Here is a 13,919-nt window from a genome sequence, read left to right on the forward strand (position 1 = left end):
CGGACGATGTATCGTCGGGTTCTGGCACGGAATCCGATCGACTCGCACTGCCCGCTCAGCACGGCAATTCGACGTCTATCCACTTGCCGTCCGCTTCTCGGCTGAATCCCTGGGGAAGTTTCGAGGCTTTCCCGTCGCTGCGGACCACGTCGATGCCGCGGCCATCGAACGCGTCCATCAAGGCGGTCAATGGAATATTGTTTCGATAGTTTCCTTTCCCGGCCTGGGTCGAAACCATTGCCGGGATATTGCGCTTCAAGATCTTTTCGACCAGCGTCTTGGGAGTCGCGTTGTGGCTGCCGTGGTGGCCAACCTTGATGAACGTCGCTCCGCGCAGCAAAGCTCGCGCGTCGTCGTGAGCAAGTATCCGCTTCCACGTGCCCCATTCGGCGTCACCGGGGAGCAGTAGCCTGGCCTTGCCGATGTCGAGAACGAGGACGAGACTCGTCGAATTGATCATGTTGTCGATGCTTGCCGCCGCCGCCACCGCGTCCGCAGACGTTGCGAGCGAGTCCAGGCTCTTCACCGTGCGGCTTTCCAGGAAGAATCCCGACTCTCTTTCAGCCACTTGCCATGCGAGGCCAAACGGTGCCGCTGCCCCGGCGCTCGAGGGCATCATGGAAGCTGCGCGCAGCGCGATCGCGCGATAGCTTTCGCCATCGGTCGACGGATCCAGCTCCTGTATCAGCGAGGGATCTCGGGGAGGACCTAGCACATGCGCTCGAACGCCGGGCAACGCCGTGGATTCGAACGTTTGCGGAAATGCTTTTGCACTTGGGAGGAAACGCGGGCGAGCGCGATCGCGTTTCGCGAAACCTTCGTGCAGTCGGTCCAGCGCGTTCTGATTGGACCAGCCACCCTCGGCGCCGTGAACTCCAGGCATATCGACGCCGGCATTCCACAACATGAACTCGACGCTTTCCCGGTCGCCGTCGTCCAAATTGAAGGACGGCACGGAAGCGGCCAGGTCGAGGGCAAACTGCCTTTGTTTCCTCCACAGGCTGGCTGCAGCTGAGTTTTTTCGATCTTCCACCCACGGCATCCAGACTTCACCTACATCGACCTCGTCCCAGATATCGGAGTTGAAGGCGAAGATGTGGTCCTGGTGCCGATGCGTTGCAATCACGACGTCGATGCGGGCGCTACCATTGTCGTCGCGCACATCCTCAACGACACGCTGCGCCAGCTCGTTTCCGCTGAAGGCCCCCTTCCCCTGCGAGTGGAAGCCCGCGTCGACGAGAATCGTTCTGCCGTCGGGAGTGCGGATCAGAAAACAGTCTCCGAAGCCGACGTTGTACATCCGCACCTGCAAGAAGGTGCTCATCGCCATCTTCTCTGATCCATGGCTTTGGCAGAGTGGGCCTCGACGATTCGCTTTGGGCTCGGCTTGCTCGTTGCCCAGCTGTCGACATTCTCCGTGTCGAATGCGCGGACCCAATCGGTGAGCGCCTGTTCGCGTTCGGCGTGGAAGGGTTTGACGATGAGATAGCGGACCTGGCCGCTGAAGTTCGCCACCATGGTCGTTCCGGCCCGGTAGCAGAGCCCTCCGAGGTCGCTACTTTGTTTCTTCGTCTGCACGAACTGCGCAACCATCTCGACCAACAGCTCACCATTTGCCGCGGTTCGGTGGACAGGATGAAAGCCGCGAAGGGCAATCTGGAGGTCGGGGTCAGGATCGAGTTTCAAACGGTTGCGATTGCGCACCGCCCACGCGTGCAAACTGACTGCAACGGTTCGCAGCACCTTCTCAGGCTCCTCGCCTTCATCTTCGTATCCGTCACCGGACTCCGAAACTTCGTCAGAATCGCTCTTGTCGACCGGTTGCGCGCGGCTCTGCGGCAGTCGACGTCTTGATCTCGCCATTTGAGCGCTGCGAGCACCTCGTACACCCCGGTCCAGTTCCTGTACTCCGAACGCCAGTAGCTGGTGGACTAGGCCTGCGAGCTTCGGATCGGGCGACGCCTCGGTATCGTCCTCCGACTCCAAGAGAAGCGATTCGGCCGTCAGTGAGCCGACCGCCTTCGGGCGGATGCCGCGCTGCCTGAACGCCTCGATCATCGCAGCTCGCAGTCCGGAGTCGTCGGCGCGATTCAACTCGAAATCCGCCGTAACCATCGCGCGCAGAAAATCGCTGAAGGTCGGGTCGACGGGAGGGAGATAGTCCGTCGCACGGATGCACATCGACAGCACCGCCTGCGCAACCTTCACGCATTCAGTCGTCAGCCTGTTGACGAGATCCGGATGCAGCTCACCGGCAGGCAACGTTCCACTGCCGCCTGTGGCGATGCGAAGCAGGTCGCGCGTTTTCTTGACGTAAGTGCTGACGAAACCCTCGTAGGCGGCTGAAACCAGGACCCATCCCAGCGCATGAGGTTCCTTGGTGCGCAGGAGAAGCGCAGGGTCGGGCTTGCCGGCTATGCGCCTGAGAGGACCGCCTCTCCCGGCGGCAGCTCCGAACTGCGCACCGACATCGAGAAGACGGCTGGCAGGATCGAGCAGATCGCCTCGGCAGTCTCGAATGGCGGGCGCAACGACTTCGGGGAACGTTAACCGCTGAAACAAGGCGACGATGTCTGCAAACGCCTCATGCAGGGCCGGGACTTCCGGATTGGTCGGCTCGTCGTAGTGAACATGGAGACGGCTCAACGCTGCGTGAGCCACTTCATGGGCGATTATGTCGTGAGATAGGCAAGTGAAGATCCACTGCCCCGGAAGATTCGGCCCCGGGTCTTCTTCGTCAGCGGGAAAGTAGCCGAAGAGAACAGCGTTGAGCCGTTTGTCGAAGTAGGCGTTTCGCGCCTGGAAGGCGTGAGGTATCAGGCGCAGCCGCTCGCCTCTGCGGAACCTCAGCCTCCGACCCAACGCGCGATCGAAGTTCTCGAGCACCTTTGACGCGACCGCATAGACCATCTGCTGATGAAACTGTGGATCCTGCTCCTGCGGCTCGAGCCCCTGGCTCATGGCAATTTCGTCGTTGCGCAAGTCAACGGCGCGGAAATAGCGTTGCGTAGCCGCGTCGTAGTCGACGACTTCGAGGCGGTCGTCCCAGAAACGCCGCTCCTCTCGCTCGATGTCGCGATAGGGAATCTCCACGGTTATGCGATGGTCTCCGGCGCGAGAGAGCATCGGATCAAACGCGAAAATCCGCAAAGGTCTCCGCTCGGGCCTGGTGCAGTACGGGGACTTGTGCATGCGCTTCCCTCAATTTCCCATGTTCTCGATCGGGCGATCTTCAGTTTCAACGCAACGCTGCGACATCCTCGGAAAGCCCTGGCTCTTTCGTCGGCGCCGCGCAGTCACCTCACACCAGCAATGCCAAGAGCCGAGCGATCACACTTAGCCCGGAGCCGACTGCATCGAGCAACTGAACCGCGGTCTTCTGCGCCCTGAGATCCCGTTCGAGTTCTCCGGCCGCGGCATCGAGTTCCGCCGCGCTTGCTTTGCCTGCTTCCGAAAGGTCGCTGAACGTCTTCGTCACGAGAGCGTCGGCACTTCTTCGCAATGCACGCATCTGCTCGGCCCGCTGAACCCTTCTTCTCTCGCTCAGCGCGTTGCGGTCGAGCGCTCTAACTCGCGCGTGGACCAGCAGCAAGTTGCCGATCGCCTGGGAGAAACTGTCCATACGCTATTCCCCTTCCTTCGCTGGTGCGTTCGCGCGGCGAATGTCATCAATGGCCTTGAGCGATGCCGCGATATCGTCGAGTACCATCTGCGCCGACTCGAGCGTACCCTGCCCCGTGAGGATTGCCCTCCAAACGTCCTGCAACCCGGAGCTTGCGGTCTCCAGGGCCTGCAGCGGTGCTATTGCCGGCCCCGGAAGAAGTGAGGCGCGTAAGGAAGCCTGCCATGCGGCGGCGTCTTCTACTTCACCGCTCAGGTAACTGGCTCGGACGTCGCGCTGGAACACGAGCTCTCTCTCGGCGATGTCGATCGCTTCGATCGTCGCCTTGCTCGCCTTCAGAACACCGTCCTGTATGTCGATCGCCCTCGCAATATCGTCGGCATCGGCTTCGAGGCGAGCTCGCAAGCGGGCCGCTTTGATCGCATCGCCGACGAGCCCGGCCATTGCCGACCACGCATCTTTCTGTGCGTCGCTCAACTTTGCGTCGGGCTCGAGCACCGCGCTCAGGTCGTTGATCCTGTCGATCAACCGTCCAGCCGCTCCAGCTGCTGCCGAATTGCTGTCATAGTCCGCTAGCGCTTTGAGTTGTCCAAAATAGCGAGAAAGTGCCTCGGCATGTGCCTGCAAGGCGAACATGCGGTCGACAAAAACCGCGTACTGGCGATAGGTCTGGTCGAAATCGGACATGGCATCCCGGCAGGCCTGGGACCGCTCGGCCTCATCCATGACCTCGCCCGCCGTGCAATGCGCGAGATCCTGACTCTCCTCGAGAAGGCTCTCCGTCGACCACGCCAGATATCGATCACGCGTCAGCGGTATGACCTCTGCAGAAGCCGCACCATAGGCAATGCCCGCCTCTGCCAGCTTGGAAGCCTGGGAAACCGTTCCGCGCGAGGCGCATCCGGTCGCGAGCAGAGAAAATGCCGCTATCAAGAATATTCGGCTCATCGGCTGCCTCCGTGATTCCTCTCTGTGTCGCACAAGTGATGGCTGAGCAACGACCGCGAAGAAGCTTCGCAGCCGGAGATGGCTAACACCGCCATGAGAATGGCATACGAATTATTTCTTCGGCCGGCCAATACATGGTAATCAACGCTCATAAATCAGCGACGAAATTTATTATGGAGCGACCAAAGAAAGCGCCACGGTACAGCTCGTTGGTGACGGACCTGGGCGGAATCCCCGAACCGTCATCGAGCGTGCCCTCGACCCAGATTCGATACACAGGACCTGCCTCGACAGCAATCCCACCGTACGGGGGAAGACGGTCAAGATCCGCGAAGAAGACCTCTTTCAGACGTTTCAGGATGTTTTTCCTGACACCCACGATCCCCGCAATTCCTCTTGAAAGTGGCGCGCCATTCCCGGCGTTCGGAATGCCGACCTTTTCTATGTGAATCTGAATGTCGCCCACTGCCATCTTTCTGTTCACCTTCACGGACACCCATGCTCGATCGCTGGGTGGCTTGGGCTTTTCCTGCTCCGGGTCCACGGGCGAGCGAAGCCCCAGAGCCTTGAAAAGCTGATTCACCGCGGCGCTTCCGCCGGCAAGCACACAAGCCGACAGAAACCGTGAAATCTTTGCATCCCCTGCAGATTCAGACACAGTGGACGCCCCCCGTGCTATGCGCACGATGCGATCGAAGATGTCGTAGTCGAAATGGACAACCACGAAGTATCCAATGGCAACTATTACGACAGTCTTTACCGCATGGCCATTGAAGAACTCCCGATACAGGCGCCATTGAAACAAAAGCGAGAGCGCGGATTCCATGACCGTCGCAACAACAAACAACCCAGTGAGTTCGCCAAGCAACTCTCCGAACACATCAGATGCCTGCTTGCCAACGTCGGGCTCCACGGGAATCGCCCAGCCAGAACCGGGAAGCAAGGCCAGTACCAACGCACCGCAAAAGATGGCTCTGTTCACGATAATATTCATATATTTTTCACAAACTTCTGAGGTACGAAATTCTTCCAATAAAGAACCGAGGCCAGTGGATGCGCAGCGTTGTGTCCTTCACTGCAGTTCGGGGACACGCATCGAACGACGCCTGCCCACAAGCGAGAAGCGGCCATCGCAAATCCCCTTATTCGCGCCCGCACTGTGACTGGCGCCTCATCGCTCACGCGTCCCCTTGTCCCGACTGACGACTCAATCCACGAGAACCCCTGAGCTAAAACTACCGAAAGTCGAATAGGCCAGCCATCCGCTCGATGTTTAGAATCACTCGTGGCGAGGCTCGCATCGCTCGGGAACGGCGCAGGCGGTTTTAGCCATACAGCAATAGTGAGAAGATGTCGTGAGCTTCGCTGAATCTTCAGCTTTTCTGTTGTCGAGGAAGGGGAACGACAATGGTGACGACGACACGCAAGCGTCGAGTGGGTGATCGCGCTTTTACCGGGCCGCTACCGATCCGCATCAAGCATGCGCGGCGGGTCGCGGGCGTTACCCAGGCCCTTCTCGCGCGTGCCGTCGGCGTGGGGCCCAGCGCAGTCGCCCAATGGGAATCCCCCGGCGGCTCCTCGCCTACGGTCGCTCACCTGGTACAGATTGCGGTGAGCTGCGGCGTGTCTTTCGAATGGCTCGCCACCGGGAGAGGCCCTGTCGCGGTCGCCGCAGGCGACGTACCCGCGATCGAACCCGCTTCGTTCGCGGTGGACTTCATGGAAGAACGCATGCTGACCGCGTTCCGGCGAGTCCCGGCCAGAAAGCGCGAATGCTTCCTCACATGGATGGAAGAGTTCTTCTAAGCACGAGCGGGCGCGTTCGCGGTCCGGACCGGCGCCGCTCCCGGCAGCGCCGGCTAAGCTACGCGCATGACCCACGTCGTCTATGAGTTCGGTGACTTTCTCCTCGACCCGCTCACGCGGGAGCTTCGCCGGGGAGGCGTCGCCGAGAACCTTCCGGTCAGCACGGTCGACTGCCTCATCTACCTCGTCCGGCATCGCAATCGGTCGGTCGGACGCGACGAACTCGCCTCGGCCGTGTGGGGGCGGGTCGACGTCAGCGAAGCCTCGATCACGCAGGCGATCATGCGGCTGCGCCGCGTCGTGGGCGATGCCTCGTGCATCAGGACGACGCCACGCCTGGGCTACCGATGGGCCTTCGAGCCCACCAGCGAGCACTCGCCGGAAACGCAGGCCGCCATCGATCCGCCCGTTGCGACGACGGCAGCCGTCCCTGTGCGAAGACACAGGATCCGCGGCATTGCCCTGGCCGCCGCGGCGACGCTGATCCTCGCGATTCTCGTCGTGACGGCATGGTCGCTGCCCGCGCGCCGCGCCGCCGAGCCGCCCGCTGTTTCGCCCTCCTCCCCCTCCTCCTCCGACCTCACGCCACTGGCCGCGATGGTTCTGCCGGCTGGCGTGGAGGCGGCGGGCGACTGGGCGTGGCTGCGCCTGGGCCTGATGGACCTGGTCGCCAATCGCCTGCGCGACGGCGGCCTTACGACCACCCCGAGCGAAACCACGGTGGGCTTGATCAACGCCAGGCGACTGGACGTCGACAAGCTCGAAGTGGATCCGTCGTTCGCGCACGTGGCTGCCTTGTTGATCAAGCCCAAGGTCTCGCTGACCGACGGCGTGTGGAGCGTCGAGCTGTCCGCACGGGAACCCGCCAACGCGCGGCGCATCGCCACCGCGCAGGATCGCGATGTGCTGGTCGCCGCGCGCCGCGCCGCGGACACGCTGCTGCTCGCCCTCGGCCGCACGCCGGCCCTGCAGACCAGCGCGCCCGAGGGCGTGGAAGAACTGGCGCAGCGGATCGCCGCCGCCGGCCTCGCCGGCCAGCTCGATGCGGCCCGCGCGATCGCCGAGCGCGCCACGCCGCAACAGCTTGCCCGCCCGGAAATCGCCCTCAGCCTGGCCTACGTGGATTTCTACAAGGGCGACTACCCGGCCAGCCGCGCGCGCTGCGAAGCCCTGCTCGACCAGAATCCGGCGGTGCGCGACCCGCGCATGCACGCGCTCGTGCTGAATCAGTTGGGCGTGATCGATTTCCGCGAGCAGAAATTCGCCGAGGCGGGTGCCGCTTTCGACCAGGCGCTCGAGCTCCTGAAGTCGGTGAACGATCCGAAAGCCAAGGCGGCCGCGCATACCGGGCGCGGCGGGGTCGACGTGCTGGAGGGGCGCATCGATGCCGCCACCGCCCAGATGGGCCAGGCGCGGCTGTTGCACGAGGCGAGCAACGACGTGTTCGGCATGGCGAGGGTCGACCTGAATCTCGGCGCCATCGCCATGTACCGCGGGCAGCCACAGGCGGCGATACCCATCTTCGAGCAGACCGCCGAGCGTTTCGAAGCCCTCTCCGTTCCGGAGGCTCGCGATTCCGCCCTGCGCTCCCTGGTCGAGGCGTACGCGATGCTGCTGGAACACGACAAGGCGCTCGCTGCGGCCGAGCGGCTCGGTCGCGAGGATGCGCAGGCCCCCAATGCTCGGGAGCGCTGGTGGAACGTTCTCAGCCGTGCGGTGGCGCTGTCGGGTGTCGGCCGCCTGGACGAAGCCGTCGCCCTGCTCGGGCGCCTGAAGAAGGACAGCGATCCCGGCGCCGACGCGGCGGTTCGCAGCGAGGCCGACGCAGCGCTGGCCGAGATCGCCTTCGCGCGCGGCGACTACGGCGAGGCCGAACGAAATGCCTCGGCGGCGCTGACGCCCGCCTTGGAAGCCGCGAACGACCAGGACTATTTCGCGGTGTGGTTCACCCGGATACGAGCCATGCAGAGCCAGGGCGACCACGCCGCTGCCGCCGCGGAATCGGTCCGCCTGAAGCCATGGGCGGCGCAGTCCCCCAACGAACGCCGCGCCCTCTACCTGCGGCTGCTGCAGGCCGCGCAGGACCGGCTCGAAGGCCGCCACCAGGCCTCGCTCCTGGGCTTCGCCGAAGCGCTGGCGCAGGCCGAACGCTCGGGCATTCCCGAGGACATACTCGCCGTCGCGAGCCCGTACGCGGAGGCTCTCGTGGACGCCGGGAAGACCGACGAGGCCTCCGCTCTGGCCGGGCGAGTCGCGCCATGGGCGGAGCGCGACATGCGCAGCGCCCTCATCGCGGCGCGGGTCTATGACGCGGTGCAAAACCCGGAGGCCGCCCTGCGTTCCCGGCATCAGGCGCGCAGACTCGCCGGCGAGAGGCCGATTGCGTTCCCGGCGCGGTGACCGACGGCGACGGTGACGTCGCCAAGCGCGACGTCCGCAGGAAACACCGTCGAATCAGCACCTTCTACGCCCGAAATACTCCCTTTCTACTTCCTCGTTCACGGCCGATGCGGGAACTGCCGCACCCGTTGCGTCATGGTGGGGTTCTCCGATGGCCGGAGAACGCTTCACCCGGACGGTAGCGTGCACGACACCCCCGGCGAAGCCGATACGGATCTCGGCGCGCTGCAGCACCTGGAAGAAATGACTCCTTATCCACCGCGGTACCGGCACCGGTCGTGCTGACCGCCGCGAAGCATCGGGAAGCGCCATCGGCCTCCCGCCCCGCCCTCTCCTTTCGAGCCCCGGTGCCCGGCGCCGGCGAAGGGATCGGCGGCTTCGCGTCTCCACGTAACCTTCGAGGAACCCATCCCGCATGAACGGCTTTGCTTTCGTATCGCGCCGACGTCTCCTGCAAGCACTGCGCTCCATGGCCTGCGTGGCCCTGCTGGCCGGTGCGATCCCGCTGTGCGCCGCGGCTCCGCAAAAACCCGCCTTGTCGAAATCATCGGCGCCGGCCGACCTGCGCGCGGCCATCCGCCGCACGCTCGGCGAGGACGGATGGGTGCAGATGCAGGATTTCACCGAAGCCGATCCCGGGTTCGATCCGGAATTCGGTGTCTCCGTGGCGTTGCACGGCACCACGGCCATGGTCGGCGCGCAGCAGGCCAAGATCGGCGACAACAGCGGCCAGGGCGCCGTGTACGTGTTCGAGAAATCCGACGGCGTGTGGACCCGCACGCAGAAGCTCGTCTCCGACGACGGCCAGGCGAACGACCTGTTCGGCGACGCGATCGCATTCAGCGGCGACACCGCGCTCATCGGCGCCTATGGTGCGACGATCAACGACAACTTCGCGCAGGGCGCGGTGTACGTGTTCACCTTCGCGGAAGGCACCTGGACCCAGACGCAGAAGATTTTCCTCGACGACGGACAGTCGAACGACAACTTCGGCTACTCGATCGGACTGAGCGGCACCACCGCCATCATCGGCGCGGACGGCGCGAAGGTCGGCACCAACGAATTCCAGGGGGCCGCCTTCGTCTACGACGGCTCCTCCGGAAGCTGGACCAGGACCCAGAAGCTCACCGCCGGCGACGGCTGGATCGGCGACATCTTCGGCTACTCGGTCGCGCTTGACGGCGACCGCGCGATGATCGGTGCGTACGGCAACAACGGCTACCAGGGCGCGGTGTACGTGTTCGGCGGGAGCGACGGTGCGTGGACCCAGACGCAGAAGCTCCTCGCCGGCGACGGCTCTCCCAACACCTACTTCGGCTACGCGACGGCGCTGTCCGGATCGACCCTGCTGGTCGGCGCGTGGGGCGGAAATCCCGGCGGCAACGACATGCAGGGCTCGGTCTACGTCTTCACCGGATCCGACGGCACTTGGACCCAGACCCAGCAGCTCACCGCCAGCGATGGCCTGCCCCACGACAAGTTCGGCCACTCGGTCGCGCTCCAGGGCACGACCGCCCTGATCGGCGCCGACGGATGGAGCAACAGCAGCGCGCAGGGCGCGGTCTATGCCTTCGACGGCTCCTCCGGCGCGTTCGTCGAGACGCAGCGGTTCGTGGCCAGCGACGGCGCGCCGAGCTTCCAGTTCGGACTCCCGGTGACGCTCGACGGCGATACGGCACTGGTCGGTTCCTGGCTGTGGCGATCCCCGGAAGGCACGGTGCCGGGCAAGGCCTATTTCTTCCAGTACCACGGGACGCCGCTGCCCACCTACACGGTCGGGGGTTCGGTCAGCGGCCTCGCCGGCAGCGGCCTGGTGCTGCGCCAGAACGGCGGCGACGATCTGCCGATCGCCGCGGACGGCGACTTCACCTTCGCCACGCCGGTCTACGACGGCAGCCACTATGCGGTCAGCATCGCCGCACAGCCCCGCGATCCGGCCCAGACCTGCTCCGTCGCCAACGGCAACGGCACGCTCGCCGGCGCGAACGTCGCCAACGTGGTCGTGACCTGCGTCGACAGCGTCATCGACTACATTTTCGCCGACGGTTTCGAAAGCGGCGGCTCCGCCACGCTGGCACAGACGACCGATACCGCGCCGGTCGCCCAGAACTCGATCGCATGCAGCCACGACTCCGGCGGCACGACCGCCGAGAACCAGTACTGGCGCCGCTACTACTTCAGCGAGCACGGCGTGACCACGATGGCCAGCGTCACCAGCGTCGACGTGGCGGTCGAGCAGACCATCGGCGCGCCGAACATGACCGTCACGCTGTACACGATCCCGCATTCCGTGACCGTCGACACGATCGATCTCGGCCAGCTGACCCAGATCGGCCAGGCCGTCGTCGCCTCTCCCGCCGATGCCCTGCTGGCCACGGTCAACGTGCCGGTCACCGGCACCGTCACCGACCCCGTCGACAGCGACCTGGTGGTGGAAGTCTCCACCGACGACGGCACCGAAGACGGGACGACCTTCTACATCGGCTCCACGACGTCGGCCCAGACGCATCCGAGCTTCATCAGCTCCGCTTCGTGCAACATTCCCTATCCGACGACGACCGCCAACGTCGGCTATCCGGACATGCACATCATCCAGGCGGTCAACATCACCGACTGAGCGGGCCGGCTCGGTCCCATCGCGCCCCGGCGGCGCGATGGGCTTGCCGGCACGGCGGCCTTGCCATGCCTCCGGCTCGGCCCGCGAGCGGACGGACACCGCTCGCCGCCGGGTGGCCGCACTCGCCGCTCCTCCGACGGGACTTCGGAGCCCGGGATGCGCCGCTCCCCGGCTCCGGGGCCGGCTTAACGACTATGTCATAGCGATGTCACGCCCGTTTGATGCGCCGATCGGGCCGAGCGCTACTGTCGCCGACGGTCGTCGCTCGGCCCCTTCCTCATTGAATAGGCGCATCTACCGGTGAATGTTCCTGTGTACTCCTTGCGCGCCCGGCCACTGGCCGCGGCAGTCGCACTCGCTGCCTTGCTCGCCTCGGCTGGCGGCTCGGCGTCGGCCGCCACGGTCCGCCTCGCCGCCCACGCCGCAGCGCCCACCGGCGACGGCGTCGCACTGACGGTCGGCCTCATGCTCGACGACGGCGATCCGGATGCCTGCGGCACGGCCCAGACGCTCGCCGCGCACGTCGGGGACTCGGTCAACTTCTGCTACACCATCACCAACGCAAGCCCCCTCACGCTCGGCTACCACACGCTGACCGACAGCGTCGACGGCACGATCTTCTCCCTGCTCCCGCACGAGCTCGCTCCGGGCGAGAGCTTCCGGTTCAACCGGCTCGTGACGGTGCGGGAGGACGCGGACACCTACGACGCGACCTGGACCGCGCAGGACTATGCGCCAGGTTACCGGCCGGTGGAGGCGACGCCCGCCTTCGTCGACGTGCGCGCGACCGGCACCCCGCTCGGACTGGCCGATGACGGCGTCGCCGGAATCACGCTGCCGTTCGCGTTCTCCCTGTACGGCGTGTCGTCGACGGACCTGGCGGTCGGCAACAACGGCGAACTGGTGTTCGGAACGCTCGAGGCATTCAGCGCGGCGTTCAACGACACCTTGCCGTCGACGTTCGCCATCCTCGGCCAGGGCGCGCTGGTCGCGCCGTTCTGGGACGATCTGGGCCAGGCCAACGGCGACGTCTACTGGGAGGTCGTCGGCACACCGCCGAACCGGCGCACGATCATCCAGTGGGATCGTCCGCACTTCCTGTTCGACGACGGCGGGCATGCCAACGTCGAGGCGATCCTGGGCGAGGACGGTTCGCTCTCGTTCCAGTACGCCTCGACCGTATTCGGCGATCCGGCCAATCCCGCCTGGGACAACGGCGGCAGCGCAACCGTCGGACTGCAGAACGCCGACGCTTCGATCGGCAACCTGTATTCGTTCGATACGCCCATCGTGACCTCGCCGCTCGCGATCGACTGGATCGCCACGACCCCGACCGCGTTCGCGGCGAATGCGACGGCGACGCTGGACGTCAGCCCCGCCCTTCTGCCGGCGACGGCCAGCGTGACTCCGGCGCAGATCGACGCGAACGGCACGCCCGGCGGCGCGCCGGTGAGCGTGCCGGTGCAGATCGCCAACGCGGGCGACGCGGAGCTCGCGTGGAATCTGCTCGAAGCGCCGGGCGGCGCGTCGACGCGCGCCGGCACGCCCACCGATCGCACCGCGACCTCGCCGGTCGCGCGCAAGATCGCCGCGAACGACGCCACGCGCGACCGCTTCCGCTCGCGCGCACCGACCGCGCCGGCCGTGCGCGGGCAATCCACACCCGGCTGCGACGAGGCCACGCCCGGCATTCTCGTGCACGACGACGGCACGCCCGAGGACGGCTATCGCGACGGCTCGGGCCTGTTCTCGATCAATGCCTACGTCGACCGCTTCACTCCGAGCGCCTATCCGGCGACGTTGACCGCCGCGTGCGTTTCCTTCCTCTCGCTCGGTCCGACGGCCCAGGATTTCCAGCTGATCATCTACGACGACGGCGGCTTCGACGGCAGTCCCGGCAACCTGATCGCCTCGGTGCCCGCGACCGCCACCGGCATTCCGGACACGGCGACGGCCGCCTTCGTCAAGGTCGACCTCGGCGCCCTGGGCATCAGCATCCCGAGCGGCAGCGTCTACATCGGCGCGCAGTGGAATCCGCTCGATCCGGGAGACATCTTCATCGCCGCCGACGTCGACGGCGATCCGGATGCCGGTCACGGCTACCACATGCGCGGATCCGATCTCGGCCTCGGCTCGTGGGATCCGACGATCGACCAGTTCGCCGACTATCACGCGCTGCTGGTGCGCGCGGTCGAGGCGCCGGACTTCTGCGCGAACCCCGCCGACGTGCCATGGCTGACCTTGAGCGAAACCTCGGGCAACGTCGCGGCGCACGACAGCGGCACGCTCACGGCGACGCTCGATCCGACCGGGCTGGCGAACGGCAGCTACGCGGCGACGCTGTGCATCGCGAGCAACGATCCGGCACATCCGCGCCTGGTCGTGCCGGTCCGCTTCGAGGTCGGCGACGCCATCTTCGCGAACGGTTTCGATCCGTAGACCACACGATCACGTGCCGGGCGCCGTTGCGCGCCCGGCACGCCTCCATTCCACCCCTGCCCCGGGGTCGCAAGACACTCAGGAGTT

General features: G+C 65.2%; 9 protein-coding genes. 4 read left to right on the top strand and 5 right to left on the bottom strand.

Annotation, left to right across the window (positions count from 1 at the left end; translation table 11 throughout):
• Positions 1–55: 55 nt before the first annotated feature.
• From ACFO6Q_RS15485 to ACFO6Q_RS15505, 5 genes are all read right to left on the bottom strand, one after another.
• Entirely contained in the window at positions 56–1,324 is a 1,269-nt protein-coding gene (locus ACFO6Q_RS15485; RefSeq protein ID WP_380022003.1) for a ComEC/Rec2 family competence protein, read from the bottom strand.
• Positions 1,321–3,093, bottom strand: a complete 1,773-nt coding sequence (locus ACFO6Q_RS15490) for a gluzincin family metallopeptidase (RefSeq protein WP_380022004.1) — start codon at positions 3,091–3,093, stop codon at positions 1,321–1,323. Before ACFO6Q_RS15490 ends, ACFO6Q_RS15485 begins: the two co-directional genes overlap by 4 nt.
• Before the next feature lie 208 nt (positions 3,094–3,301).
• Positions 3,302–3,622: a hypothetical protein gene (locus ACFO6Q_RS15495; protein WP_380022005.1), complete on the bottom strand. Its 321-nt coding sequence runs from the start codon at positions 3,620–3,622 to the stop codon at positions 3,302–3,304.
• A gap of 3 nt (positions 3,623–3,625) precedes the next feature.
• Positions 3,626–4,570, bottom strand: a complete 945-nt coding sequence (locus ACFO6Q_RS15500; RefSeq protein ID WP_380022006.1) for a hypothetical protein — start codon at positions 4,568–4,570, stop codon at positions 3,626–3,628.
• A 148-nt stretch (positions 4,571–4,718) separates the two neighbouring features.
• Positions 4,719–5,552 carry a hypothetical protein gene (locus ACFO6Q_RS15505; RefSeq protein ID WP_380022007.1) on the bottom strand — a complete coding sequence of 278 codons (834 nt, stop codon included), beginning with the start codon at positions 5,550–5,552 and terminating at the stop codon, positions 4,719–4,721.
• A 425-nt stretch (positions 5,553–5,977) separates the two neighbouring features.
• On the opposite strand from ACFO6Q_RS15505, the gene ACFO6Q_RS15510 reads away from it, so the two are divergent.
• The 4 genes from ACFO6Q_RS15510 to ACFO6Q_RS15525 all read left to right on the top strand — a co-directional run bounded on the left by ACFO6Q_RS15510 (position 5,978) and on the right by ACFO6Q_RS15525 (position 13,832).
• On the top strand, positions 5,978–6,376 hold the full coding sequence (locus tag ACFO6Q_RS15510; RefSeq protein ID WP_380022008.1) for a helix-turn-helix domain-containing protein: 399 nt from the start codon (positions 5,978–5,980) through the stop codon (positions 6,374–6,376).
• A 66-nt stretch (positions 6,377–6,442) separates the two neighbouring features.
• Complete coding sequence (locus tag ACFO6Q_RS15515; protein WP_380022009.1) at positions 6,443–8,776, top strand: winged helix-turn-helix domain-containing protein; 2,334 nt, start codon at positions 6,443–6,445, stop codon at positions 8,774–8,776.
• 469 nt (positions 8,777–9,245) lie between these two features.
• The gene (locus ACFO6Q_RS15520) at positions 9,246–11,393 is read left to right on the top strand and encodes an FG-GAP repeat protein (RefSeq protein WP_380022010.1); all 2,148 of its coding nucleotides are present in this window, start codon (positions 9,246–9,248) and stop codon (positions 11,391–11,393) included.
• A gap of 300 nt (positions 11,394–11,693) precedes the next feature.
• Complete coding sequence (locus ACFO6Q_RS15525) at positions 11,694–13,832, top strand: hypothetical protein (RefSeq protein ID WP_380022011.1); 2,139 nt, start codon at positions 11,694–11,696, stop codon at positions 13,830–13,832.
• Positions 13,833–13,919: the final 87 nt, after the last annotated feature.

Source organism: Dokdonella ginsengisoli, assembly GCF_042652785.1.
Taxonomy (GTDB): domain Bacteria; phylum Pseudomonadota; class Gammaproteobacteria; order Xanthomonadales; family Rhodanobacteraceae; genus Dokdonella_A; species Dokdonella_A ginsengisoli.

What these genes read in the sequence shown, in the direction of transcription:
- ACFO6Q_RS15495 (WP_380022005.1), bottom strand. Translation starts at nt 3,622, where the DNA reads ATGGACAGTTTCTCCCAGGCGATCGGCAACTTGCTGCTGGTCCACGCG.
- ACFO6Q_RS15485 (WP_380022003.1), bottom strand. Translation starts at nt 1,324, where the DNA reads ATGAGCACCTTCTTGCAGGTGCGGATGTACAACGTCGGCTTCGGAGAC.
- ACFO6Q_RS15515 (WP_380022009.1), top strand. Translation starts at nt 6,443, where the DNA reads ATGACCCACGTCGTCTATGAGTTCGGTGACTTTCTCCTCGACCCGCTC.
- ACFO6Q_RS15510 (WP_380022008.1), top strand. Translation starts at nt 5,978, where the DNA reads ATGGTGACGACGACACGCAAGCGTCGAGTGGGTGATCGCGCTTTTACC.
- ACFO6Q_RS15520 (WP_380022010.1), top strand. Translation starts at nt 9,246, where the DNA reads ATGGCCTGCGTGGCCCTGCTGGCCGGTGCGATCCCGCTGTGCGCCGCG.
- ACFO6Q_RS15500 (WP_380022006.1), bottom strand. Translation starts at nt 4,570, where the DNA reads ATGAGCCGAATATTCTTGATAGCGGCATTTTCTCTGCTCGCGACCGGA.